The sequence below is a fragment of the Arthrobacter sp. R4 genome, from assembly GCF_051365025.1.
In the GTDB taxonomy this organism is placed as follows: domain Bacteria; phylum Actinomycetota; class Actinomycetes; order Actinomycetales; family Micrococcaceae; genus Arthrobacter.
The window spans coordinates 39,770-65,127 of sequence record NZ_JBLWIJ010000010.1 but is presented as its reverse complement, the minus strand read 5'-3'; the positions used below and the strand labels follow the sequence as shown (position 1 = coordinate 65,127).

The 25,358-nt window shown below is 64.4% G+C and carries 19 protein-coding genes, 2 tRNA genes and 1 riboswitch; of the genes, 4 read left to right on the top strand and 17 right to left on the bottom strand.

The genetic code is table 11. The features are described from left to right. Positions 1–54 precede the first annotated feature (54 nt). The 4 genes from rpmA to ACLKOZ_RS06090 all read right to left on the bottom strand — a co-directional run bounded on the left by rpmA (position 55) and on the right by ACLKOZ_RS06090 (position 6,113). Positions 55–318 (bottom strand): 50S ribosomal protein L27, encoded by a 264-nt coding sequence (gene rpmA / locus ACLKOZ_RS06105; RefSeq protein WP_009372867.1) that lies wholly within the window; start codon positions 316–318, stop codon positions 55–57. Between the two features lie 59 nt (positions 319–377). Then, positions 378–686, bottom strand: a complete 309-nt coding sequence (rplU, locus tag ACLKOZ_RS06100) for a 50S ribosomal protein L21 (protein ID WP_066291943.1) — start codon at positions 684–686, stop codon at positions 378–380. Between the two features lie 272 nt (positions 687–958). Further along, positions 959–2,533 carry a bifunctional hydroxymethylpyrimidine kinase/phosphomethylpyrimidine kinase gene (locus ACLKOZ_RS06095; RefSeq protein ID WP_436473610.1) on the bottom strand — a complete coding sequence of 525 codons (1,575 nt, stop codon included), beginning with the start codon at positions 2,531–2,533 and terminating at the stop codon, positions 959–961. Beyond that, positions 2,516–2,612, bottom strand: a riboswitch (TPP riboswitch). It overlaps the preceding gene by 18 nt. Before the next feature lie 132 nt (positions 2,613–2,744). Beyond that, positions 2,745–6,113 carry an Rne/Rng family ribonuclease gene (locus ACLKOZ_RS06090; protein WP_436473608.1) on the bottom strand — a complete coding sequence of 1,123 codons (3,369 nt, stop codon included), beginning with the start codon at positions 6,111–6,113 and terminating at the stop codon, positions 2,745–2,747. A gap of 505 nt (positions 6,114–6,618) precedes the next feature. On the opposite strand from ACLKOZ_RS06090, the gene ACLKOZ_RS06085 reads away from it, so the two are divergent. Continuing rightward, complete coding sequence (locus ACLKOZ_RS06085; protein ID WP_337348205.1) at positions 6,619–7,299, top strand: vitamin K epoxide reductase family protein; 681 nt, start codon at positions 6,619–6,621, stop codon at positions 7,297–7,299. A 98-nt stretch (positions 7,300–7,397) separates the two neighbouring features. On the opposite strand, the gene ndk is transcribed toward ACLKOZ_RS06085, so the two are convergent. From ndk to ileS, 4 genes are read right to left on the bottom strand one after another with little or no spacing between them, the layout of a single operon-like run. Further along, positions 7,398–7,817 carry a nucleoside-diphosphate kinase gene (gene ndk / locus ACLKOZ_RS06080; protein ID WP_267275371.1) on the bottom strand — a complete coding sequence of 140 codons (420 nt, stop codon included), beginning with the start codon at positions 7,815–7,817 and terminating at the stop codon, positions 7,398–7,400. A gap of 37 nt (positions 7,818–7,854) precedes the next feature. Further along, a complete protein-coding gene (locus ACLKOZ_RS06075; protein WP_337348206.1) occupies positions 7,855–8,292 on the bottom strand; it encodes a DUF4233 domain-containing protein in 438 nt (145 codons plus the stop codon). A gap of 3 nt (positions 8,293–8,295) precedes the next feature. Beyond that, positions 8,296–9,654: a bifunctional folylpolyglutamate synthase/dihydrofolate synthase gene (locus ACLKOZ_RS06070; RefSeq protein ID WP_436473605.1), complete on the bottom strand. Its 1,359-nt coding sequence runs from the start codon at positions 9,652–9,654 to the stop codon at positions 8,296–8,298. 3 nt (positions 9,655–9,657) lie between these two features. Beyond that, positions 9,658–12,981: an isoleucine--tRNA ligase gene (gene ileS, locus ACLKOZ_RS06065; protein WP_436473603.1), complete on the bottom strand. Its 3,324-nt coding sequence runs from the start codon at positions 12,979–12,981 to the stop codon at positions 9,658–9,660. A gap of 357 nt (positions 12,982–13,338) precedes the next feature. On the opposite strand from ileS, the gene ACLKOZ_RS06060 reads away from it, so the two are divergent. Then, positions 13,339–14,415, top strand: coding sequence for an endonuclease/exonuclease/phosphatase family protein (locus ACLKOZ_RS06060; protein ID WP_436473601.1), 1,077 nt, complete (start codon positions 13,339–13,341; stop codon positions 14,413–14,415). Here ACLKOZ_RS06060 and ACLKOZ_RS06055 read toward each other — a convergent pair whose 3' ends face one another. Then, complete coding sequence (locus ACLKOZ_RS06055; RefSeq protein ID WP_337352331.1) at positions 14,416–15,189, bottom strand: SDR family oxidoreductase; 774 nt, start codon at positions 15,187–15,189, stop codon at positions 14,416–14,418. A gap of 82 nt (positions 15,190–15,271) precedes the next feature. Here ACLKOZ_RS06055 and valS point away from each other — a divergent pair, with 82 nt between their 5' ends. Beyond that, on the top strand, positions 15,272–17,890 hold the full coding sequence (gene valS, locus ACLKOZ_RS06050) for a valine--tRNA ligase (RefSeq protein WP_436473599.1): 2,619 nt from the start codon (positions 15,272–15,274) through the stop codon (positions 17,888–17,890). Positions 17,891–18,257: 367 nt separating this feature from the next. Here the strand turns inward: valS and ACLKOZ_RS06045 are convergent, their stop codons facing one another. The 6 genes from ACLKOZ_RS06045 to ACLKOZ_RS06020 all read right to left on the bottom strand — a co-directional run bounded on the left by ACLKOZ_RS06045 (position 18,258) and on the right by ACLKOZ_RS06020 (position 23,480). After that, positions 18,258–18,872 carry a mycothiol-dependent nitroreductase Rv2466c family protein gene (locus ACLKOZ_RS06045; protein WP_436473597.1) on the bottom strand — a complete coding sequence of 205 codons (615 nt, stop codon included), beginning with the start codon at positions 18,870–18,872 and terminating at the stop codon, positions 18,258–18,260. 52 nt (positions 18,873–18,924) lie between these two features. Then, positions 18,925–20,205, bottom strand: coding sequence for an ATP-dependent Clp protease ATP-binding subunit ClpX (gene clpX / locus ACLKOZ_RS06040; RefSeq protein WP_337348213.1), 1,281 nt, complete (start codon positions 20,203–20,205; stop codon positions 18,925–18,927). Between the two features lie 180 nt (positions 20,206–20,385). Then, positions 20,386–21,045: an ATP-dependent Clp protease proteolytic subunit gene (locus ACLKOZ_RS06035; protein ID WP_267275380.1), complete on the bottom strand. Its 660-nt coding sequence runs from the start codon at positions 21,043–21,045 to the stop codon at positions 20,386–20,388. A gap of 35 nt (positions 21,046–21,080) precedes the next feature. Continuing rightward, positions 21,081–21,704 (bottom strand): ATP-dependent Clp protease proteolytic subunit, encoded by a 624-nt coding sequence (locus ACLKOZ_RS06030; RefSeq protein WP_337348229.1) that lies wholly within the window; start codon positions 21,702–21,704, stop codon positions 21,081–21,083. Between the two features lie 219 nt (positions 21,705–21,923). Further along, positions 21,924–23,321 carry a trigger factor gene (gene tig, locus ACLKOZ_RS06025; RefSeq protein ID WP_337352333.1) on the bottom strand — a complete coding sequence of 466 codons (1,398 nt, stop codon included), beginning with the start codon at positions 23,319–23,321 and terminating at the stop codon, positions 21,924–21,926. Between the two features lie 84 nt (positions 23,322–23,405). Further along, positions 23,406–23,480 (bottom strand) — tRNA-Pro (locus ACLKOZ_RS06020). A 161-nt stretch (positions 23,481–23,641) separates the two neighbouring features. Between ACLKOZ_RS06020 and ACLKOZ_RS06015 the strand changes: the two genes are divergently transcribed. Continuing rightward, positions 23,642–23,715 (top strand) — tRNA-Gly (locus ACLKOZ_RS06015). A 166-nt stretch (positions 23,716–23,881) separates the two neighbouring features. Here the strand turns inward: ACLKOZ_RS06015 and ACLKOZ_RS06010 are convergent. Then, positions 23,882–24,772 (bottom strand): Fpg/Nei family DNA glycosylase, encoded by an 891-nt coding sequence (locus ACLKOZ_RS06010; protein ID WP_436473593.1) that lies wholly within the window; start codon positions 24,770–24,772, stop codon positions 23,882–23,884. After that, complete coding sequence (locus ACLKOZ_RS06005) at positions 24,772–25,266, bottom strand: ribose-5-phosphate isomerase (RefSeq protein WP_436473591.1); 495 nt, start codon at positions 25,264–25,266, stop codon at positions 24,772–24,774. The genes ACLKOZ_RS06010 and ACLKOZ_RS06005 overlap by 1 nt, the downstream gene beginning before the upstream one ends. Between the last annotated feature and the right edge of the window lie 92 nt (positions 25,267–25,358).

Here is a 25,358-nt window from a genome sequence, read left to right as displayed (position 1 = left end):
AAAAGAACAGTGGAGCGGACCAAATGGCCCGCTCCACCGCTTCAGAACTATGAGTTACTCTGCAGCTGCAGCAGCAACGATGTTGACAACGCGGCGACCGCGGCGGGTGCCGAATTCAACGGCGCCCGGGGTCAGTGCGAACAGGGTGTCGTCGCCGCCACGGCCTACGCCGGCGCCCGGGTGGAAGTGGGTGCCACGCTGGCGGACGATGATTTCGCCTGCGGAAACTACCTGGCCGCCGAAGCGCTTGACGCCGAGGTACTGGGCGTTGGAGTCACGACCGTTGCGAGTGGAGCTCGCGCCTTTTTTATGTGCCATTTGAAATGCCTGCCTCTAAATTCTGGGGAATCTGCTGAAAACCTGAACAGTAACGAAGGTTACTTGATACCAGTGATCTTGACCTTGGTCAGTTCCTGACGGTGACCCTGGCGCTTCTTGTAACCGGTCTTGTTCTTGAACTTCTGGATGACGATCTTCGGACCACGGAGGTCATTGAGGATCTCAGCCGTAACAGTTACCTTGGCCAGGTCCGCAGCGGCGGAGGTGACCTTGTCACCGTCTACCAGGAGCAGTGCGGGCAGCTGAATGGTGCTGCCGGCTCCACCGGGGACGCGGTTCAGGGTAACGAAGTCTCCAACGGAAACCTTCTCTTGGCGGCCGCCTGCGCGGACAATCGCGTACACCACTTGGGAACTCACTTCTCTCGACGTTTATTACTAGATTTGCGTGCGGAACCTGGGCCTATATTTGGCTGGGCTCTCGCTGTGCCTCAACGCCGTGGGGTCGTAACCCAAGTGTTGGCGTAAGCACCGAAGATCTAGAATACGCTAATTTTGCCTTCGGCCGCAAATGAGGCTGGTTCCGGCGGGCTGTCCGTGATAAGCGCCACAAGCGTGCGCAACACTGACAATCCGGAACCGTGCCCGACTATCGTACCGGCTGGATGCGCCGGGGAGCGTCAGGCGTGCAGCCGCGGCGCGTCGAAGAAATCAACTTCGAAACGGCACGACTGGTTGAAAGCGACGACCATGGCAGCACGCTCGTCCTCCGAGCCCCGGCGTCCGGCTTCGTCGGCCAGGGCAATAGCTGCACGGGTGGCCTGCGCGAAGTCCTCGTCGGCGTACGTCCGCAGCCACTCGGCGTACGGGTGGTCCGCCGGGGCGCCCGCAGCAAGGAATTGCGCGTGGAGGGTCTGTCCGACTTCGGCGTAGAGCCAGAAGCAGGGCAGGACCGCTGCCACCAGCACCGCGTAACTGCCCGATGCGGAGGCGGCCAGCAGGTGGTCCACATACGACTTCGTGACAGGACCGAGGACGGGCTCCACGGTTCGCGTACTGAGCCAGGTCCGATGCAGCTCCGATTCAACCTCCAGGCATTGCTGGGCTGATCGGGCCCAAAACAGCTGTGCGGCTTCGGTGGGGGCCAAGGCGCTGGCCCGTGCCAGCACCCGTGAGTACCCATTGAGGTAGATGGCATCCTGGGCCAGGTAGTAGGCGAACTGCTTTTCGGGCAGGCTTCCTGCCACGAGGTTCCGGATGAACTCGAGCTCATAGATGGCGGCGAGGTCTGCGGTGGCCTCCGCACGGAGGAGCTCGGCGAAGCCGCCCTCGCCGAGCTGGGCCGGTTCCAGGGCAGGCCCTGTGGCCGCCTGCAGGTGGTGGAAGTGGTGGACGGGACCGTTTCCCGCACCGACGTCCAGGCCGTCCGAGGACACCAGGGCACCTGCCAGCCAGGGCTTGACGTGCCGCAGTGAGGCCTCCCAGTCCCCCAGGCGGGCCTGTGCCGTTGCCATGGCCGACGAGAGCGAGCAGCCCGTCCCGTGGCTGTTCCGGGTGGGGATCCTGTCCCCCGGAACCTCCACAATTTCCTGGGCAAGCAGTCCGCCGGTATTGACGAGGGCATCCGGGCAGGCGGCGCCGTCGAGATGTCCCCCCTTCACCAGGATGGTGGAGCCGGTGTCCGCCGCCAACCGCCGGCCCTGTTCCAGCGCTTCTGGCCAGGAGCCGGCCTGGGCCTCTCCGAGCAGCATGGCCAGTTCAGCGAGATTGGGCGTGATCAGGTCCGCCAGCGGGAGCAGTCCGCGGAGGGCAGCCTCGGCAGACGCCTGCAGGAGCCTGTCGCCGCTGGTAGCCACCATGACGGGGTCAAGGACTACGACGCCGGGACGCACCTTTTCGAGCCAGCTGCGGACCGCGGCCACCACCTCGGCATCGCCCAGCATGCCGATTTTGACGGCATCAATGGTGATGTCATCGCTCACGGCTTCCAACTGCTGGACCAGGAAGGCGGCCGGCGGTACGTGCACCGCGCGGACGCCCTGAGTGTTCTGCGCTGTCAGCGCGGTGATCGCGGCCATCCCGTAACCGCCAAGGGCTGCGATGCTTTTCAGGTCGGCCTGGATGCCGGCGCCGCCGGACGGGTCAGACCCTGCGATGGACAGCACCCGCGGAACGTCCCGGAGGACCGGGGCCGGCGCTGCCGGGCTGAGTACAGGTGCCAGGGGCAGGACAGTAGTTGAAGACAAGGAAGACATCCCTTCGCCGGTGCTAGCCGGACAGGTTCAACGGGTGTGGATCTCAGCCGGCCCTTGCGCGGCACCCCGTGTCGGTAACCAAGCCTAGCGTTTCAGTGCCCGGCCCGGTGTCAAATGGCCCTGTCGAATGAAGCCGTTAACGCGCGATGCCCGGACGCGCCCCTGCGAAGGGTCGTGTCCGGGCATCCTGGCTGATGTCCTTTGCGGAGGATCAGAGCTCGGAAGCAGGTACTCCTACCCCGAGGATGATGGGCGCCTCTGCCTGTTTCTTGTCGCCTGCGGCCGTTGTGGCCGGCTCAGGCGCCTTGGCCGCGTGGGAGTGGCCGCCGGCTGCTGCGTGCGTTGCCTCGTGGTGTTCTACCGAGGTTGCGTTTGCCGCGCCCTGGGCCCGGCTGGCGCTGCGGTTGCGGCGGGGCCTGCGGGTACGGGACTGCTCAGCGGTGTGGTCTGAGTAATCCTTCTCCTCTACCGCAGCATGCGGCACATCGGTGCTTGGCTGCGGGGCAGCCTGCGCAGGCTCCGGAGCGGCAACGGCGGGCTCGCCGAGGTGCGCGAAGGCTTCAGCGAGCCTGTCGAGCGTCAGGGCCGGCTGCTGCGGCTGGTCTGCCGCGTGCTCCACGAACGGCAGCACCACCTGTTCCCCGCCAAAAGTGAGCACGGCAGCAGGACGTCCGGACGCGTCGGCGTCATGCTGGCGGGCTGTTGCCGGTGCCTGGCCTGTTTGTGCCTGGCCTGTTGCTGCCGGGGCGGCGTGGGCCTGCTCCGTCGTCGTCCGTGCTGCCGCTGCAGCAGGGCTTCCGGCCGCCGCGGCTCCAGCAGCGTGGGCTACCTCGTCGTCGTGCAGGTGCGCTGCGTGCGCCGCCGCGGCGATGTTGGCCAGGGCCAGCCTGGTGGCCTCAGCCTTGGCGTGCCGCTCGGCGTCGCTGGGATCCGGGTGGACTGTGTGGACCTGGACCGGTGCGGACGGTGCCGCCTCCAAGGGAACGCCTCCGCGTCCACGGCGCCGCTTGCGGTCGCCACGTGCACCGGGCTGGCTGTCAGCCCGCTGGCTTTCCGGGCGCTGGTCGGGCCGCGGGGTGTCCGTGCGGTGAGTGTCCGTACGCTGCACGTGGTGTTCGGCAGCCACCGTGTTGGCGCGACGGTGCTCCACGGGATCGTCGTGGGTGACCACGCCGCGGCCGGCACAGGTTTCGCACTGCTCGCCGAAGACCTCCAGCAGCCCGGTGCCCATGCGCTTGCGCGTCATCTGAACGAGCCCCAGGGACGTTACTTCTGCCACCTGGTGCTTGGTGCGGTCGCGGCCCAGGCATTCCACCATGCGGCGCAGGACGAGGTCGCGGTTGGATTCCAGGACCATGTCGATGAAGTCGATGACGATAATGCCGCCGATGTCGCGGAGCCGCAACTGGCGTACAACTTCTTCGGCAGCTTCGAGGTTGTTCTTGGTGACCGTTTCCTCGAGGTTGCCGCCGCTGCCGGTGAACTTGCCGGTGTTGACGTCCACCACGGTCATGGCTTCGGTTCGGTCGATAACCAGCGAACCGCCAGACGGCAGGAAGACCTTGCGTTCGAGTGCCTTATGGATCTGCTCGTCGATCCGCCAGGCCGCGAAGATGTCCTGGTCCTTGGTCCACTTTTCCAGGCGGCCCACCAGATCGGGGGCCACGTACGTGACGTAGGCCTCGATGGTGTCCCAGGCCTCCTCACCGGAGACGATCAGCTTGGAGAAGTCCTCGTTGAAGACGTCCCGAACCACCTTGATGGTGAGGTCCGGTTCGCCGTAGAGAAGTTCCGGGGCAAGGATCTTCGTGGACGTGGACTGGCTTTCAATGCCCTCCCACTGGGCGCGCAGACGGTTGATGTCGTGCGTGAGCTCCTCTTCCGAGGCGCCTTCTGCGGCCGTGCGGACGATGACGCCGGCATGCTCCGGCAGGCGGTCCTTGAGGATGCGCTTGAGCCGGTTGCGTTCGACGTCGGGCAGCTTACGTGAGATTCCCGTCATGGAGCCGCCGGGTACGTAGACCAGGTAGCGGCCGGGGAGGGAGATCTGGCTGGTCAGGCGCGCGCCCTTGTGACCCACGGGGTCTTTGGTGACCTGGACCAGGACGGTGTCGCCGGACTTCAGGGCGTTCTCGATCCGGCGCTGCTTGCCTTCGAGGTTGACGGCTTCCCAGTTCACCTCACCGGCGTACAGGACGGCGTTGCGGCCGCGGCCGATATCAACGAACGCCGCTTCCATTGATGGCAGGACGTTCTGCACCTTGCCGAGGTAGACGTTCCCGATCAGGGAGTCCTGCTGCGTCTTGGAGACAAAGTGCTCGGCCAGGACGCCGTCTTCCAGGACTGCGATCTGGATTCTGTCGTCGCGTTGCCGGACGATCATCTGGCGGTCCACGGATTCGCGGCGGGCCAGGAACTCTGCTTCGGTGATGACGGTGCGGCGGCGGCCGGTATCGCGGGATTCACGGCGGCGCTGCTTCTTGGCTTCCAGCCTGGTGGAGCCCTTGACGGACGTCACGCGGTTGTTGACGGGCGCTTCGGTCACGGCGCGGGGAGCGCGGACACGGGTCACTGTGTTGGGCGGATCGTCATCCCCGCCACCGGTCAGTTCCAGGTCCTGGTCACCACGGCGGCGCCGACGACGACGACGGGAGGTTACGCCCTCGTCTGGCTGGCCCGCTGATTCCTCGTCAGCTTCCTCTGTTTCATTGTCGCTGCCCTCGCTGTCGCCCTCGAGGTCGCGGTCGCCTGCGCGGCTGCGCCCGCGGCGACCACGGCTGCGCCGCCTGCGACGGCCGTTGGCGTCGTCCTCTTCGGTGAGTTCGGCGTCGTCCTCTTCCGCTTCCTCCGCCGCCGCGGCGGGTGCCGGGGCGGGACGGACCACGGTGCTCAGGTCCGGTGCCTGGAACAGGACGGAGGTTGCCGACCCTGGCTCCAGGAAAAGGGAGCCGAACGGGCTGGCCGGTGCTGGCTGTGCGGGTTCTGCGGCTTCAGCGTCAGGCGCGGTGGTTTCGGAAACTGCGGGTGCCGGCGTTTCCACCGTTGCCGATTCCGGCACCTGGGTTTCCTCCACTGCGGCCTCGGGCTCGGGAGCGTTCGACGCCGGGGTTTCCACTACGGGAGTTTCAACAGCTACTGCAGCAGCCGCAGGCGCCGCCTCGGTTCCGGGGACGGCTGCGACGTCAGGAGCCGACGTCTTGCGGGTTGCGACGCGGCGGCGACGGACCGGCTTTGCCTCCGGCTCTGCTTCGGGGGCGGCAACGGCGGACGCGGCGTCGTCGGCGTGGCTGGAGCCTGCCTCAGCGACCGTTTCCGGGGCCGCTGCCTCGGCTGCGAACGCAGGCAGTGGCTCGGCGGCGTCTACCTTTTTGCGCGCACGGGTGCGGCGGACCGGCGGAGCCGCCTCAAGCGCAGGTTCTTCAGCGCCGGGCGACGCAGAGGCATCCGCTGCGGTCACTTCCGGGATGGCTTCCGGCTTTGGCGCGGCCTTCCGCCGGGTCCTCGTGGCCTTCTTCGGCGCGTCCGGAGCCTCGGCTACCGCTTCATCGTTGTTAACGGCAAATACTTGTTCATTTTCCATATGTGGCAACACTCCTGCCCCTGACGTACCGCCACATCCGGCACCCATTGGGGCACATATTTGTCAAAACCCGCAGGCATTGACAGAAGTCAAGTGGATACTCCCAGGTTCGCACCGGCAGTGGGGTGCGGCAGCCCGTGGGAGCCGGCAGCAGCATTCTGAAACCCGTTGTTCTACATGCCACAACCAGGTGCCGACCAATGGAATGGCGGGAAGACGGATCAGAGAATCCGAAGCCTGCCAGCTCATCATTGGCGGTCTTGGGAACAAAGCCACCGGACCGGAGTCCGAATGTGGGTCGGCCTCCAGCCAAGTTCATTCTCTCACACGCCGACTAAAAGACGGGGGAAGCAAGATCGGCCGATCATTGCGAGCCTGCCTGCCTGCTGGGCGGACAGCCCGGTGCCGACGGCGCTGACGGGCAGAAAGCTAAGCTGGGCGCCGGATTCAGGCTCCGGCGTTACAATCGGGGCAAAGAGCACCCGATGAAAAGGACGCCTGAACCATGCCAAGCATTTCGCCCGTCAGCGGCGCCGAAACCGGCAGCCCGGCCTCCGCGCGCCCGGCGACGGCCCCGGAGACTCAGGGGACAGTTCCTCCGATGACGCGCAACCGGCCACTTGGCTGGCTGATGGTGGCCACCGGAATCATCGGCTGGCTCGCTTCGGGAACGCTCGTCCTGGAGAAGCTCGAAGTACTCAAGGACCCGAACCACACCACCGTCTGCGACGTGAACCCATGGATTTCCTGCGGGCAGGTGATGCAGACCTGGCAGAGTTCCGTCTTCGGATTCCCCAACATGTTCATCGGCATTGTGGCGTTCGCGGTGATCATCACCACGGGCATGGCGCTGCTGTCCGGCGCTACGTTTGCCCGGTGGTACTGGGCAGGCCTTCAGGCCGGAGTGACCCTGGGCTTCGCTTTCGTAGTGTGGCTCTGGTCCCAGGCCCTGTACGAGATCCACATCCTGTGCCCCTTCTGCATGATTGTCTGGGCCGCCATGATCCCGCTGTTCGTCTGGGTGACGGTCAGGAACATCACCCACGGAGTCCTCCCCCTTCCCTCAGGGGTGGCGCGGGTGCTGGGCGACTCGGGCTGGATCATCACGGCGCTGCTCTACGTAGCTGTTATCGCAACCATCTTCTTCGCCTTCATCCAGGTGTTCGCGGGCACGTCAGGCTTCTGACGCCTGCCGCAGACCCACCGAAGTGACACTTAAGGCCAATGTCCGCGCCGGACATTGGCCTTAAGTGTCACCTCGATGAGGCGTGTGGGTACAGGACGTTAGTCCTGGAACCAGATCTTGATTTCGCGCTCAGCTGAGTCCACGGAATCCGAGCCGTGCACCAGGTTCTGCTGGACCTTCAGGCCCCAGTCGCGGCCGAAGTCGCCGCGGATGGTGCCCGGGGCGGCCGTGGTGGGGTCCGTGGTGCCGGCCAGGGACCGGAAGCCTTCGATGACGCGGTGACCTTCGAAGATCGCTGCCACAACCGGGCCGCTAAGCATGAATTCCACGAGGGGTTCGTAGAAGGGCTTGCCGACGTGCTCTTCGTAGTGCTGTTCCAGGAGTTCCCTGCTGGCATCAACCTTCTTCAGCTCGGCAAGGGTGTAACCCTTAGCCTCGATGCGGCTCAGGATGGCGCCGCTGAGGTTGCGTGCCACGCCGTCGGGCTTGATCAAAACGAGGGTGCGCTCAATGCTCACGGTTGCTCCAATGCGTTGGTGGGGTTTCGGGTCAATTCTACGAGGCTTCCGGGTGGGCGGCGTTCCACTCTGCCTGCTCGCGTTCGCGCTGGGCGGCCTCGGAGTCGATCCGGATGCCGGTCCTGATCCCGTACCACCAGGCAAGGCCGAACAGCCCGCCCACCAGGAACATCAGGGGCTCCACGAGGCCGGTCAGGATGAGTACAATTTGCAGGATCCAGCCGAGCGCCACGCCCCAAGGCTTGGACAGCACGGCGCAGGCAAGGATCATGATGACGCTCAGGCCAATGCCGACTCCGAGGATCAGCGCCGGGGGCAGTTCCCCGCGCTTGAGGCCGAAGACCGCGAGCGTGGCAAAGAACGCCACAAAGGCCTCCAGCAGCAGAACAGTGGAGGCGAACATCACCTTGGTGGAACGGCGCTTCTTGGGCATCCCCGGGCGCCATTCCCGCTGGGCCCTGGTCAGTTTGGCCACGAGCTACACCTCCGTCTTTCCCAGGAGGATCCGGGCTTCGGCCACCAGTGTGATGGAACCGGTCACGAGGACCCCGCCAGCGAGGTCATCGTTGGACTCCGCGCGTTCAACTGCCCATTCCAGGGCGTTATCCAGTTTCTCCTCGATGTGGATGTTGTCCTCCCCGAAGCCCAGCTCCACAGCCAGTTCGGCGAGTTCGGCAGCTGGTACTGCACGGGGCGAGTTGGACTGCGTGAAGCAGTATTCCTCAGCGAGGCCTGCCAGGGAGTCCTTGAGCTGGCGCAGGATTTCTTCCGCGTCCTTTTCCTTCAGCACCCCGACCACCGGAACGAGCTTGCTGAAGCTGAAGGCCTCCTGGATGGCTTCGGAGGAGACACGGATGCCGTCGGGGTTGTGCGCTGCGTCAACGATGATGGTGGGTGCGGTCCGGACAACCTCCAGCCGTCCCGGCGAGGTGACGGATGCGAAGGCTTCCTGGAGCACGTCGGCGTCGAGTTCCTTTTCGCCGCCGAAGAATGCCTCCAGCGCGGCCACCGCAACGGCAGCGTTCTGGGCCTGGTGGGCACCGTGCAAGGGGACCATCAGTTCCGGATAACGTCCGGCGATCCCCTGGATGCTGACGATTTGGCCGCCGACGGCCACGGTCCGGGATTCGACCCCGAATTCCACGCCTTCAAAGCGGAACGGAACGGACACTTCCCGGGCCTTTTCCAGCAGCACCTGGGCGGCGTCAACCGGCTGCGCCGCACTGACGAGGTACCCGCCCGGTTTGATGATGCCGGCTTTCTCGTAGGCGATGTCCTCCGTGGTGTCGCCCAGCAGGTCCGTGTGGTCCAGGGAGATGGGTGTGACCACGGAGACCTGTCCGTCGCCTACGTTGGTGGCGTCCGTGATGCCGCCGAGGCCTACTTCAATGACGGCAACGTTCACCGGTTGGTCGGCGAAGACCGCGAAGCCGAGGATGGTGAGGCACTCGAAGTAGGTGAGCCGGGGCTCCCCCGCAGCGGTGAGTTCGTCGTCGACGATCTGCAGGTAGGGGCGGATCTCATCCCAGATGCGGACAAACGTCTCATCCGACACCGGGGCGCCATCGATACTGATCCGCTCAGTGACCTTGGATAGGTGCGGGCTTGTGTAGCGGCCCGTGCTCAGTCCGTGGGCGCGCAGTCCGGCCTCGATCATCCGCGCCGTGGAGGTCTTGCCGTTGGTGCCGGTCACGTGGATGATCGGGTACGCCTTGTTGGGCTCCCCCAACACGTCCATGGCGCGGAACAGCGGCGCCAGCCGTGGTTCCATCTTGTTTTCGGGGGCACGCCCCAGGAGCTCGGCGTAGACGCTTTCCACGGAAAATTCGTCGGTCATGTCCTAGGCCTCGATCTTTTCGACGGTGATCTGCAGCTCGGTGCCGTCTCCGTTGGAGAACAAGCCAAGCTCCAGGGTCAGGGTTTCGGTGACTACAAGGTTTTCGTGGGCTTTCACCGCGTCCACAACATCCATCGTGGCGGTGACGTGTGTCCGGATGCGGTCACTGACGTTCAGCCCGGCATCCTTGCGCGCCTGCTGGATGGCACGGACCATGTCGCGGGCCGTGCCCTCGGCCTCGAGCTCGGGGGTAACCTCGGTGTTGAGCACCACAAATCCGCCACCTGGCAGAACGGCCGCCGCGCGCGAGCCGGCGCCCGCCGCCGCTTCTGCCACCACGGTTTCCAGGGCGTATTCCTGCGGTTCCAGTTCCAGGCCGCCGGCAGTAACCACGCCGGCGTCGGAAACGGACCAGTCGCCGGACTTCGAGCCCTTGATGGCCTGCTGGACGTTTTTGCCCAGGCGCGGGCCCGCGGCCCGGGCGTTGACGACGAGCTTCTGCTCGATCCCGAACTCCTCCGGGGAGGCGCTATCGGCGTCGAGCAGGCGGACCGAGCGAATGTTCAGTTCGTCCGCGACGACGGCGGCGAAGCCTTCCAGCGCATCCGCGCCGGGTGCCACCACGGTCAGTTCCTGCAGTGGCAGCCGGACGCGAAGGTTTGCGGCCTTGCGCAGCGAGGAGCCGGTGGAGCAGATCTGCTGGACACGGTCCATCGCTTCGACCAGCGTTGCGTTGGATGGGAACAGGTCAGCATCCGGCCAGTCGGCCAGGTGTACGGAACGGCCGCCCGTCAGGCCGCGCCAGATCTCCTCGGAGACCAGCGGGAGCAGCGACGCCGCCACCCGGGAGACGGTTTCCAGCGCGGTGTACAGCGCATCGAAGGCGTCAACGCTCTCGTCGAAGAAGCGCTGGCGGCTTCGGCGGACGTACCAGTTGGTGAGCATGTCAAGGTAGCTGCGGAGTTCGTCGCAGGCACCGGAGATGTCGTAGCTGTCCAGCTGGGTGGTCATGTTGCGGACCAGGTCGCCGGTGTTTGCCAGCAAGTATTGGTCCAGCGTGTCCGCGTAGCCGTCGTACCGCAGCTTCGCTTCGTAGCCCTTGCCCCCTGCCGCGGCGTTTGTGTACAGCGTGAAGAAGCTGTACACATTCCACAGCGGCAGGATGACCTGGCGGACGCCGTCGCGGATGCCCTGCTCGGTGACCACCAGGTTGCCGCCGCGAAGGATGGGGCTGGACATCAGGAACCAGCGCATGGCGTCGGAGCCGTCGCGGTCCAGGACCTCTGAGACGTCCGGGTAGTTGCGCAGGCTCTTGGACATCTTCTGACCGTCCGAGCCCAGCACGATGCCGTGGCTGATGACGTTCCGGAAGGCCGGACGGTCAAACAACGCCGTCGAGAGGATGTGCAGCATGTAGAACCAGCCGCGCGTCTGGCCGATGTACTCCACGATGAAGTCTGCGGGGTTGTGCGTGTCGAACCAGGCTTCGTTCTGGAAGGGGTAGTGCACCTGGCCGTACGGCATGGAGCCGGAGTCGAACCAGACGTCGAGGACGTCTTCGACGCGGCGCATCACGGACTGTCCCTCTTCGGGGGTCCGGGGGTCGTCGGGGTTCGGGCGGGTGAGTTCGTCGATGAATGGGCGGTGCAGGTCAACCTGGCCATCCGCATTCAGCGGCAGGCGGCCAAAGTCGGCTTCGATCTCGGCCAGGGAACCGTAAACGTCCGTCCGCGGGAATTCGGGGTCGCTGGACTGCCACACGGGGATGGGGCTGCCCCAGTACCGGTTGCGGCTGATGGACCAGTCGCGGGCGTTTTCCAGCCATTTGCCGAACTGGCCGTCCTTGACGTTGCCAGGGATCCAGTTGATCTCCTGGTTCAGTTCGGACATCCGGTCCTTGAATTTGGTGACCTCGACGTACCAGGACGACACTGCGCGGTAGATCAGCGGGTTCCGGCAGCGCCAGCAGTGAGGGTAGCTGTGTTCATAGCTGGCCTGCCGGACCAGGCGGCCCTGGGCGCGGAGCACCTGCGTGATGGGCTTGTTCGCCTCGAAGACCTGGAGGCCTGCGATGTCATGCAGGTCGCCGTGCTTGAACAGTGGCAGGAATTTGGCGCCCTCGTCCACGGACAGCACCACGGGGATGCCGGCCTCTTCACAGACCTTCTGGTCATCCTCGCCGTAGGCCGGTGCCTGGTGGACGATGCCCGTGCCGTCGGTGGTGGTGACATAGTCGGCCACCAGGATGCGCCAGGCGTTCTGGGTGCCGAATTTTTCGGTGTCGCTGAAGTCGTTCCACAGCGGCTGGTACTGCAGGCCCTCCAGCTCTGCCCCGGTGTGGGTGGACGTGACCGCGGCCTCGGCGGCCTCAACATCCTCGTAGCCAAGGTCCTTGGCGTAGGTGGCCAGCAGGTCCGCGGCCAGGAGGAAGCTTCCCGTAACGGGCGCCTCCGGCGAGGCGGCCTTGACGCCGTTGGGTCCGGCGGGCAGTACGGCGTAGGTGATGGAAGGCCCGACGGCGAGCGCCAGGTTGGTGGGCAGGGTCCACGGGGTGGTGGTCCAGGCAAGCGCCTGCACGCCGGCCAGCTGCCGGGAAAGGGCGGACTCCCCTGCCGTGATGGGGAACGTCACGGTGACAGTCTGGTCCTGGCGGTTCTTGTAGACGTCGTCGTCCATGCGCAGTTCATGGTTGGACAGCGGGGTTTCGTCTTTCCAGCAGTACGGCAGCACACGGTACCCGTTATACGTCAGGCCCTTTTCGTGCAGTTGCTTGAAGGCCCACAGGACCGACTCCATGTACTCGACGTTGAGGGTCTTGTAGTCGTTGTCAAAGTCCACCCAGCGGGCCTGCCGCGTGACGTAGCTCTGCCATTCATCGGCGTACTTCATGACCGACGCCCGGCAGGCGTCGTTGAACTTGTCGATGCCCATGGCCTCGATCTGGGTCTTGTCAGTCATGCCGAGCTGCTTCATCGCTTCCAGCTCAGCAGGCAAACCATGGGTGTCCCAGCCGAAGCGGCGTTCCACGCGGCGGCCGCGCTGGGTTTGATAGCGCCCCACCAGGTCCTTCGCGTAGCCGGTCAGGAGGTGTCCGTAGTGCGGCAGGCCGTTGGCGAACGGCGGGCCATCATAGAAGACGAATTCGTTGCTGCCGGGTTCGCCGCCGGGGGCGTCAGCGCTTCGCTGGTCGATGCTTGCCTGGAACGTGCCGTCCTCGTCCCAGTACTTCAGGATGCGTTCTTCGATTTCCGGAAACTTCACGGAAGCGGAAACACCTGCGCCCGGTGCGGCCGAAGGGGAGGCTGAGGCTTTGGGGTAATACGTCATTCTCGACATCCTGGGTTGAGCTGGTGAACCGTCCAGCCGTTGCTGTCGGGCTCCGTTCAGGATGCGAGGACGGCTCCTGCGCAGTCCGGGGACTGCACGCTTACCGCGGTACCACCTCACTTACCGGCACCCCGTCACGCTCCGTGGAACGTGCTGTTGCGCCGGCCGCTCATTACTGCTGTGACGGGCTTACCCGTCCGGTTCTACTGACACTGGCCGCCAGGTGCCTGGCGATACGTGCGTTCTTCCGGAAGCTCACCGGTGATAGCCGGGTCATAACCGTCTTCAAGTCTACTATCGCCCGGCGGCCCACCGCCATTCCCGGTGCGGGAAGTGTTATTGCCTAGACTCAGGACCATGACTGCTTCCGCCCGCGGCTCCACAGCTGCACCTGGACAACAACCGAAGGCAGCTGCAGTTCCTGCCCAAACTATGCCGCCTGCGCCAGGTCTGGCCAGGAAAATCCTCGCCGCGGCCTGCCGCTGGCTGTCGCTCCTGGCTGCCTTGCCAGTGCTGGCTATGTCGGTGGTCCGGGCGGTTCCAGGGGAATGGCCGGTCCTGGCAGTCCAGCTGGTTTCCTTTACACCGTGGCTGGCCGTGCCTGCCACGGTGGCGCTGGTCCTGGCTCTGCTCGGCCGGAGCAGGTGGCTTCAGGTGGGCACTGCGGCGTTGCTGCTGTGCCAGGTGTTCTGGCTCTTTCCGTTTGATGCGGCCCGGCCGTCCGCAGCACCCGGCGCCGCAGCCACGGTGGAGCTGAAGGCCATGACCATCAATGCGGAGTATGGCCAGGCGGACGCCACCCGGATCATGGAGCTGGTAAGGGATAACGGGATAGGGCTCCTGACCGTCCAGGAGCATTCGCAGGCCCTGCAGGACCGGCTGGCGGCCGCAGGCCTGGACACCCTCCTGCCGCACCGGATCAGCGACCCCACCGATGACGCCGCGGGCGGTGCCGTCTATTCCAGCCATCCCCTCGAACAGGTGGGCCTCATCCCGGACACGCCGTTCCGGATGCCGACGGTCCGGCTCACAGCGGAGGCACGAGGATCAGTCGCGGTTCTGGAGGTAACGAATGTCCACGCGCTGCCGCCGGTGGATGTCCGGGTGGACCAGTGGCGCAGCGACCTCGCGTCCGTGGGCAGGCTGGCCGGGCGTCCTGGCAACAGGCTGCTGGTCGGTGACTTCAATGCCACATATGACCATTCCGAGTTCCGGCAGCTTCTGGGTGCAGGCCCAGGACTTGTCGATGTGGGGACAGCCTCGGGTTCCCGCCTGGTGCCCACGTGGCCTATGGAAGGGGTCTGGCTGCCCGGGATCACCCTCGACCATCTGGTGACCAGCCGGCAGGTGGGCAGTTCGGGCTACCAGGTCCACAAGGTGCCGGGAACGGACCACGCGGCCGTCCTGGCCACGCTCGCCGTACCGGCCACCTGATCAGCCTTTGCGGATGAGCTTGTAATTGGCGGCCTGCGCCACAGGGCGGATGACAATCTGGTCCAGGTTGACGTGGTGCGGCGCGCTGACGGCATACCGTACTACGTCAGCCACATCAGCCGCGGTCAGCGGCTTCTCCACGCCCTCGTATACCTTTTTGGCCGCCTCTGGATCGCCGAGCCTGTTCAGCGCGAACTCCTCCGTATAGACCAGTCCGGGGGCCACTTCAATAACGCGGACATTGTGCTCGGCCTCTTCCAGCCGGAGCGCGCCGGTCATGGCGTGTTGGGCGAACTTGGCCGCGTTGTAGCCTGCGCCGCCTTCGTAGGCCGCCAGCCCGGCCGTGGACGTGAGGTTCAGGACGGTGCCTTCACCATTGGCGCGGAGCATGGGCAGGAAGGCTCGGGTGACCTTCATGGTGCCGAGCACGTTGACCCGGTACATCCAGTCCCAGTCCTCGGTGTTGGCAGCGCCCACGAAGTCGGCTCCGCGTGCTCCGCCTGCGATGTTGATGAGCGTTCCCACGCCCCCTGCTTCGGTGACGTGGGCAAGGAGCCGGGCGACGTCGTCGTCCTCCGTGATGTCGGCGGGAACCCCGACGGCGCCCGTCTCGGCTTCGAGCGCGGCCAGCCGTTCGGCGCGACGGGCTACAGCGAAAACCGTCCACCCCTCAGCGCGCAGCGCGCGGACGGTGGCCTCGCCGATACCGGTACTCGCCCCCGTAACTACTGCTGCACTATTCTGCCTTGCCGTGGTGCGTGAATCCTCAGTCATGGCACCACCCTAACGGCCCCGGCAGGGACCATGCCCCAACCGATGTCGCATGATGAAGTCCGGGCCATGAAACAATTGGCAGATGGCTGAAGCACATCAGGGTACAGACACGCCCTCCACCGCCCCTATCAACGTTCCGGACAAGCCCGCCCTTGAGGGGCTTGAAGCCGCCCTCACGCAGCGCTGGCTTGCCGAAGGGACCTACAAGTTCAACCCGGACACCACCCGGGAGCAGGTCTACTCGATCGACACTCCCCCGCCCACCGCGTCAGGTTCGCTGCACGTGGGGCACATGTTCTCCTTCACGCAGACCGACGTCCTGGCCCGCTACCAGCGCATGATCGGCAAGAACGTCTTCTACCCGATGGGCTGGGATGACAACGGCCTGCCCACCGAGCGCCGCGTGCAGAACTACTACGGCGTGCGCTGCGACCCGGCTATCCCCTATGACGCCGCGTACCGGCCGCCTGCCCAGCCGGCCAAGAACCAGCGCGATTTCGACGTCGTCTCGCGCCGGAACTTCATCGAGCTCTGTGAAGAGCTTGCCGTTGAGGACGAGAAGGTTTTCGAGAGCCTGTTCCAGCAGCTCGGACTGTCCGTCGACTGGAAGCTGACGTATCGGACCATCGACGACGCCTCGCGCGAAGTCTCCCAGCGTGCCTTCCTCGCCAACCTCGCAGCCGGCGACGCCTACATGGCAGAGGCCCCCACGCTGTGGGACGTGACGTTCCGCACGGCCGTTGCGCAGGCCGAACTGGAAGACCGCGAAGTGGCCGGGCACTACTACCGGTATCCGTTCTTCACGGAGGACGGCGAGAAGATCTACATCGAGACCACCCGTCCCGAACTGTTGGCGGCCTGCGCTGCCCTGGTGGCGAACCCCGACGACGAACGGTACCAGCCGCTGTTCGGCAAGAAGGTCACGTCCCCGGTCTTCGGCGTTGAGGTTGAAGTCAAGGCCCACCCGCTGGCCAAAGCGGACAAGGGGTCCGGCATTGCCATGGTCTGCACCTTCGGTGACCTCACCGACGTCACCTGGTGGCGCGAGCTCCAGCTGCCCACTCGGGCCATCGTGGGCCGTGACGGACGCATCATCGGCGACACCCCGGACTGGATCAGCACCGACGCCGGCCGTACGGCGTTCGAAGCCATCGCGGGCAAGACTGTCTTCAGTGCCAAGGAAACCGTGGTGGAACTCCTGGCCGCCGAGGACCTGATCGACGGTGAGCCGAAGAAGATCATGCACCCCGTGAACTTCTACGAAAAGGGCGACAAGCCGCTCGAAGTGGTCACGTCCCGCCAGTGGTACTACCGCAACGGGGGCCGCGAAGAGGACCGCCGCGAACGCCTCATCGCCCGCGGCCACGAGATCGACTTCCACCCTGCCTTTATGCGGTCGCGCTTCGAGAACTGGATCTCGGGCCTGAACGGCGACTGGCTGGTTTCCCGCCAGCGCTTCTTCGGCGTTCCCATCCCCGTCTGGTACCCGCTCGACGCCGACGGCAACCCGCAGTACGACACCCCGATCGTGCCCTCGGATGAGCAACTGCCCGTTGACCCCGCGGCAGATGCAGCACCGGGCTACGACGAGGCCCAGCGCGATCTTCCAGGCGGCTTTACCGGTGACGCCGACATCCTGGACACTTGGGCCACGTCCTCTCTGACGCCGCAGATCGTCGGCGGCTGGAGCCGGGACGAGGACCTTTTCGCCAAGGTCTTCCCGTTTGACCTGCGCCCCCAGGGCCATGACATCATCCGCACGTGGCTCTTCTCCTCGGTGGTCCAGGCGGACTCGCTGCAGAACACCGCGCCGTGGAAGCATGCCGCCATCTCGGGCTGGATCCTGGATCCGGACCGGAAGAAGATGTCCAAGTCCAAGGGCAACGTGGTGGTTCCCACCGACGTGCTCGACGAGTTCGGCTCCGACGCCGTCCGCTACTGGGCCACATCGGCCAAACTCGGCGCTGACACAGCGTATGAGATTGCCCAAATGAAGATCGGCCGCCGCCTGGCGATCAAGCTCCTGAATGCCTCCAAGTTCGTCCTGAACCTGGGCGCCACGGAGAATTCGGTGGTGTCCACCGATCTCTCCGTGCTCACGAATCCGCTGGACCGTGCAGTCCTGGCACAGCTGGCCGACGTCGTGCGGCAGTCCACCAAGGCGTTCGAGAATTACGACTACGCCCGGGCACTGCAGATCACCGAGAGCTTCTTCTGGCAGTTCACGGACGACTACGTCGAACTCATCAAGGACCGCTCGTACGGCGCGGCCGGCGAAGAGGAGCAGGCTTCGGTCCTTGCCGCCCTCGCCACGAGCCTGGACACCCTGCTGCGTCTTTTTGCCCCGTTCCTCCCCTTCGCCACTGAAGAGGTCTGGGGCTGGTGGCGCAACGGGTCAGTGCACCGTGCCGAATGGCCCACTGCTATAGAGGTCGACGGCGACACCACCCTGCTCGCCACCGTGGGCACTGCCCTCAGTGGTGTCCGCAAGGCAAAGTCCGAGGCCAAGGTGAAGCAGCGGACCGAGGTCCTCTCTGCCACCATCACTGCCTCCGAGTCGCTGACCACCCAGCTCAAGGCCGGCCTGGCGGACCTGAAGGCGGCGTCGAACGCCCGCGAACTGACGCTCGTAGCCGGAGAAGGCGAACTGACGGTCAGCGACGTCATCCTGGCTGCGCCGGAGGAGCCCGCACAGGGCTGACAGGATCCGGGCCTGTTTCAAACAGGCCCGGATCCTGACGGGGGCGTTTTTGGGCAAAGGGGAAGCCCCATCAGCGTTTTGCCGTTGGTGGGGCTTCGACTTTTCGGCCATCTGGTGACGTCTTTGATGGTCTGGCAGGATCCGCTGATCTTCAGGTCTTCCTACCTCGTCACTGGTAGCTTGTACCTGGCTTTGCCGAAGGCTGCGTCAGATACATATCACTGAATCTTTGGTTCCTGCGTCCCTCTTCTTTCGAAGTGGGTAAAAACCATTCTGGTCCCGGAGGTGGGGATACGCAAGGGCCCCGGAAGAACTACATCAGAGTAGTTCTCCCAGGGCCCTTTTCGTTGCGTCTGGACGCAGGAATTCAGTCGAACCGGGGACGTTCGGTACGGCTCCGCTTAATCTCAAAGAAGTGCGGATAGGAGGCCAATGCCACGGTCGCGTCCCACAGCTTGCCAGCCTGCTCGTCCCGAGGAATACGGGTCAGCACGGGGCCAAAGAAGGCCGTTCCGTTAAACGCGACCACCGGGGTTCCGACGTCCTGGCCCACCAGCGAAATGCCCTCCTCGTGGCTGGCGCGCAGTTGGGAATCGAACGCGTCCGACGTGGCGGTCTCGGCCAGTCCGGCTGGGAGGCCGCATTCTGCCAGCGCCTTGCTGATCACAATGGCGAAGTCCTTCTGCCCGCCTTCATGGATCTGCGTTCCCATGGCGTCGTACAGCGGCTTAATGACGTGATCGCCGTGCTGCTCCTTGGCTGCGATGATGACGCGCACGGGGCCCCAGGCGTTGTCCATGGACTTCCGGTAGTCGGGGTCCAGGTCGCGGCCCTCGTTGAGGACTGCCAGGCTCATGACGTGCCAGGCAGTCTTGATGTCGCGGACAGCCTCCACCTCGCCGATCCATCGTGAGGTGATCCACGCGAACGGGCATACGGGATCGAACCAGAAGTCGGCCTGGTTCGGGGTGGTTTCAGTCATGCGTCATTCCTCTGCAACGTTCAGCGTGATGGGTGTGTGGCGGCGGGTGCTGTCAGGCTGACTTACGGCGTTTGGTCACGTGCGGAATCATGGTGGGCTCAGCCTTGCTGAGTACCACGTCCGCCGTGATCACCACGCTGGCGATGTCTTCGCGGCTGGGCAGGTCAAACATGACGGGAAGCAGCACTTCCTCCATGATGGCGCGGAGGCCGCGTGCGCCCGTGCCCCGCTCAAGGGCCTGGTCCGCGATGGCATTCAGGGCGTCGTCATCGAAGGCGAGCTCCACGCCGTCGATCTGGAACATCTTCTGGTATTGCTTCACCAGCGCGTTCTTGGGAGTGGAGAGGATCTGGATCAGTGCGTCACGGTCCAGGTTGGATACCGTCGTGATCACGGGAAGCCGGCCGATGAATTCCGGGATCAGACCGAACTTCAGGAGGTCCTCCGGCATTACTTCGCCGTAGGAGTCGATCTTGTTGCTGGCCTCGTTAAGCGGGGCGCCGAACCCGATTCCCTTTCGGCCGGAACGGGAGCCGATGATCTCTTCCAGGCCAGCGAACGCGCCGGCAACGATGAAGAGCACATTGGTGGTGTCGATCTGGATGAATTCCTGGTGCGGGTGTTTGCGGCCGCCCTGGGGCGGGACCGAGGCTACCGTTCCTTCGAGGATTTTCAGCAGTGCCTGCTGGACGCCTTCGCCGGACACGTCCCGGGTGATGGAGGGGTTCTCGCTCTTGCGGGAGATCTTGTCGATCTCGTCAATGTAGATGATGCCCTGCTCGGCCTTTTTGACGTCGTAGTCCGCGGCCTGGATGAGCTTGAGGAGGATGTTCTCCACATCCTCACCCACGTAGCCGGCCTCGGTCAGGGCGGTGGCGTCAGCAACGGCGAAGGGGACGTTGAGGCGGCGGGCCAAGGTCTGGGCGAGGTAGGTCTTGCCACAGCCCGTAGGACCGATCAGGAGGATATTGGACTTGGCGATCTCGACGTCGTCGTGGTGGCCGCCGTCGGCGAGGCTCCCGCTCTTGGGCGCATGGCCCGCCTGGATCCGCTTGTAGTGGTTATAGACCGCGACGGCGAGGGACCGTTTGGCCGGCTCCTGGCCGATGACGTATTCCTGCAGGAAGTCGAAGATTTCCCGGGGCTTGGGCAATTCAAAACTTCCCAGATCCGCGACTTCGGCGAGCTCTTCCTCAATGATCTCGTTGCAGAGTTCAATGCATTCGTCGCAGATATAGACACCGGGCCCGGCAATGAGCTTGCGTACCTGCTTCTGGCTCTTTCCGCAGAAAGAACACTTCAGCAGATCCGTGCTCTCGCCAATCCGAGCCATATGTGAACCCCTTAGTATCTTGCTGCCAGGCAGCTGTGCACCGTTGCTGGAATCTGTTCCGGCCTGGGAGGGCCGGCTGTGACAACATCCACTCTAGGTCACATTCGGCCCCAAGGGTGGAAAGCGAAGGCCGGTGCGGCCCAAATGAACTGGACCGCACCGGCCTGAAGCAGAGCCGTACTACCTGGTAATTGCCTGCGGCTTGATCTTGCGTGAATCCAGGACCTGGTCGATGAGGCCGTAGTTCATGGCCTCTTCCGCTGTCAGGATCTTGTCGCGCTCGATGTCGTTGTTGACCTGCTCTGAGGTCCGGCCCGAGTGGTGGGCGAGGGTGTCCTCGAGCCAGGACCGCATCCGCATGACTTCAGCGGCCTGGATCTCAAGGTCCGATGCCTGGCCGCCCTGACCGCCGGACAGTGCCGGCTGGTGGATCAGGACACGGGCGTTGGGAAGCGCCAGTCGCTTGCCGGGCGTTCCGGCCGCCAGCAGCACTGCAGCGGCGCTGGCAGCCTGTCCGAGGCAGACGGTCTGAATCTCGGGGCGGATGTACTGCATGGTGTCGTAAATGGCCGTCATGGCCGTGAACGAGCCGCCCGGCGAGTTGATGTACAGCGTGATATCGCGGTCCGGGTCCGTGGACTCCAGAACCAACAGCTGCGCCATGACGTCGTCGGCAGAGGCGTCGTCCACCTGCACGCCGAGGAAGATGATGCGGTCCTCGAACAGCTTGGTGTACGGGTCCTGGCGCTTGAAGCCGTAGGGCGTGCGCTCCTCGAACTGGGGAAGGACGTAGCGGCTGGTCGGAAGATTACCGGCAGTCGATCCGAAGTTGTAAGTCATTGTGTTGCTCCTGATCTAAGTGTTCTAGTGCCGGGTTACTTCTCGGATGCTGGCTCGCCGGACGAACCGTTGGCGGTTCCGCCGCCGCCGGAAACAGAACCGGCGTGGGCCGCGATCTTGTCAAAGAAGCCATACTCCAGGGCTTCCTTGGCGGTGAACCACTTGTCGCGGTCGTTGTCCTTGAGAATGGTGTCCACAGTCTGGCCGGTCTGCTCGGCAGTCAGCTCAGCCATGACCTTCTTCATGTGCAGGATCAGCTCGGCCTGGATCTTGATGTCCGAGGCCGTACCGCCAATGCCGCCGGAAGGCTGGTGCATCAGGACGCGGGCGTTCGGGGTGGCGTAGCGCTTGCCCTTGGTGCCTGAGGAAAGCAGGAACTGTCCCATCGAAGCGGCAAGGCCGGTGGCCACGGTGACAACATCGTTCGGGATGAACTGCATGGTGTCGTAGATGGCCATTCCTGCGGTGACGGAGCCACCGGGAGAGTTGATGTAAAGGTAGATGTCCTTGTCCGGGTTCTCGGCGGACAGGAGCAGCAGCTGCGAGCAGATCGCGTTGGCGTTGTCATCGCGCACCTCGGAACCCAGCCAGATGATCCGCTCTTTCAGGAGGCGGTTGTAGATGTAGTTGTCCTGGGCTGCAGGATCGACTGTCGCCATTCGTGGGGCCTCTGCGTGCTGTGACATGTGTACTTACCTCTCGCTGGTGACGGTGACATCACTGAACTTCACTACTTGGACACTAACCGTTTTGACGGCCGATTTGTTCGCCCGAATCGCGCTGTTCGCTGACGGCGCACGAGCCGGAAACCGGCTGTTAAAGCACCCAGCCCCTGGACCGGTCGGGTCCAGGGGCGGGTGGCGGAAACTAATTCCGTACTAGAACTTCACAGCAGCGGGGTCGTCGTTCGCTGCTGATTCGGCCTTGGCCTCTTCAGCTGCGGCTTCCGTAGCTTCTTCCTCGACGGCGGGAGCTTCCTCTTCGCCACCGGGACGCACGAAGTCGCTCAGGTCAACGTTGTTGCCGGCGGTGTCGGTAACAGTTGCCTGGCCCAGCACAACGGCCAGTGCCTTACGGCGGCGCACCTCGGAAACCATCATGGGAACCTGGCCACTCTGATCGATGATCTGGGCGAACTGGTTCGGGTCCATGCCGTACTGGCTGGCAGTGGAAACGATGTAGTCGATCAGCTCGTTCTGGCTGACGTTGACTTCTTCCTTTTCGGCGATGGCGTCAAGGATGATCTCGTTCTGGAAGGCGCGGGCGGTGTTGGCCTTGACCTCGGCGCGGTGCTCCTCGGTGTCGTGCTCGCCTTCACCGTGGCCGCTGCCCTCCTTGAAGTGAGCTTCGAGCTGCTCTTCAACGACGGAGTCCGGAACCGGAACCTCAACGAGCTCAACGAGCTTGTCCAGGACCTTGTCGCGGGCTTCGACGCCCTGCTCAACAACCTTGGAGTCCGCAGCCTGCTTGGCCAGGTCCTCGCGGAGTTCAGCCAGGGTGTCGAACTCAGAAGCCAGCTGGGCGAAGTCGTCGTTGGCCTCGGGGAGCTCGCGCTCCTTGACGGCCTTCACAATAACCTTGACCTGGGCTGCTTCGCCGGCGTGCTCGCCGCCAACCAGCGTGGTGTCGAAGATGGAGTCTTCATCGGCGCTCAGGCCGGTGACTGCCTCGTCCAGGCCCTCGAGCATGGTTCCCGCGCCAACCTGGTAGGACAGGCCTGCAGCGGAGTCCACCTCGGTGCCGTCAACTGTGGCGGTGATGTCGATGGTCAGGAAGTCGCCATCGGCGGCCGGGCGGTCCACGGACTTCAGCGTGCCGAAGCGGCCACGGAGTTCGTCCAGGGCCTTGTCGACGTCTTCATCGGAGGATTCCGCAGCGGCAACCTCAACCTTGATGCCGGCGTAGTCAGGCAGCTCGATCTCGGGGCGGACGTCAACCTCGGCGTGGAACTTCAGTTCCCCGTCCGTGGACGTGGGGTCCGGAACTTCGGTGATCTCAACCTCGGGGCGGCTCAGGGGGCGGATGCCCGATTCCTGCACAGCGGCCTGGTACCAGCCGTTGAGGCCCTCGTTGATTGCGGTCTCCAGGACGTAGCCGCGGCCAACGCGCTGGTCGATCAGCTTGGACGGGACCTTGCCCTTACGGAAGCCAGGGACCTGGATCTGCGAAGCAACAGTCTTGTATGCCTCGTCGATGCTGGGCTTCAATTCCTCAAAGGGGACCTCAACATTGAGCTTGACCCGCGTGGGGGTGAGGTTCTCGACAGCGCTCTTCACGGTCTAAGTACTCCTGGGATTGTGGGATGGGTTTCTGCAAACGCTAATGTGTTCTGTCCAGGCCGTCCGGTCCGGGCCGCAGAGTCGGGGTGACAGGATTTGAACCTGCGACTTCCTGCTCCCAAAGCAGGCGCTCTAGCCAAGCTGAGCTACACCCCGTAAGTGCACAGGCAAGTCTACGGTCAAACCGGCCGTGATTGCACATTTGACACGTGGGGCATGAATTAGGTTTAGTTATATCCGGCTTGATCAGCCAGCCCGAAAGACCGGCAGTAGCATTGACAGTGCAGGACATGTTAATGCAGGACCGCTGTTCTCCCGGGGACGTAGCTTAATGGTAAAGCCTCAGTCTTCCAAACTGATTACGCGGGTTCGATTCCCGTCGTCCCCTCCATAACGAGTCCGTTCAACGGACCAACACTAAAAGGGCCCCTCGCTGAGGGGCCCTTTTTTGTGTTGGCGTGTACCCGAAACGCACCGCCAGTCCGTGGCCCCGGCAGACTCCGGTGGAGCCCGTCACGTACTGACCGTGGGCGGCGGAGCGTTCGGCCTGCAGGCCCCTAGTTCTCCTGGCAGCCGGGACACCAATAAAGTTTCCGGCCTCCCAGCTCTGCCAGGGCCACCGGGACGGCGCAGACCCTGCACGGCAGCCCCTGGCGTTTGTAGACGTAGTGCGCTTCGTCCCCCGCAGGCAACGCGGCATCCCCTGACCAGTACGACGGCGGCGTGGTGATGATCCTGCCGTCGCGGACGCCGTCACCCATCACCGCTGCGGTGTCATCCCACAACATTTCCGCGGATTTCCGGGGCAGCGAACTGCCCGGCAGCAGCGGATCGATCCGTTGGCGGAAGAGGACTTCGGCCCGGTAGACGTTTCCGACGCCGGCAATCACCTTTTGGTCCATCAGCAGCGCCGCGATGGGCGTCTTTCGTGCCTGCACGCCCGTCACAAAGCGTTCCCGGTCTGGCGGCAGATTGCGCAACGGATCCGGTCCCAGTCTCGCGAGCACGTCGGCGGCTTCGGCCGTGGTGATGGCAGCGCAGGTAGTGGCGCCGCGCAGGTCCGCCCAGCCGTGCCTGCCCACCAGCCTGACCCGAACTGCGCCGACCGGAGCAGGCGGGCCGGCGTAGTGAAGCCCGCCGCCGTCGTCGAACGTTTCCCGCTCCCCCACTTTCCGGGGCGCGCCAATGCTGGAGGCACCCCGGAAGGCGGCGTCGCCGCCGAAATCCCATGCCCCGTAAAGACCCAGGTGGACATGGAGCACCAGGGCGTAGTCAAAATGCAGGAATAGGTGCTTGCCGTGGGCCTGCGATTCGGTCAGCATGTGGCCATCGAGCAGGGCGGCGCCGGCCGCGAACCGCCCCTGCGGACTGCTCACTGCCAGCGTCTCGCCGCCGAAAACATCGCTGAACTGGCGCGCGAGCCGGCGTACCGAGTGGCCTTCTGGCACTACTCGATGACCTCGCCGGTGGCTTCGTAGGCGGCAATCTTGCCGATCCTGCGCACGTGCCGTTCATCATTGCTGAACGGTTCCGCCAGGAAAGCCTCGATCAGCGCTGTGGCTTCTTCGACAGTGTGCTGCCGGCCGCCGACTGCCACCACATTGGCGTCATTGTGTTCACGGGCCAGCGTGGCAGTGGAGTGGTTCCAGGCCAGCGCTGCGCGAACGCCCTTGACCTTGTTCGCGGCGATCTGCTCACCATTGCCGGAGCCGCCCAGCACGATTCCCAGTGCGTGGACGCCGGCTTTCTGGTCAGCCACCACGGCCAATGCGGCGTTGATGCAGAAGGAGGGGTAATCGTCCTGTGCGTCGTACTCCTTGGGACCGTGGTCCACTACGTCGTAGCCCTTTGCCGTGAGGTGGCTGACGAGGTGGGCGCTGAGTTCCATGCCTGCGTGGTCGGTGGCGATGTGTACCCGCGGGAAGGCAGGGGAAGAAGTCACGACAGTATCCGTTCGGTTTAGCGGTGATGGGCAGAAATGTTGGCTCAGCGGCGCCGGCTCGAGCCAGGGTCAGATCAACAGGGACAAGAATA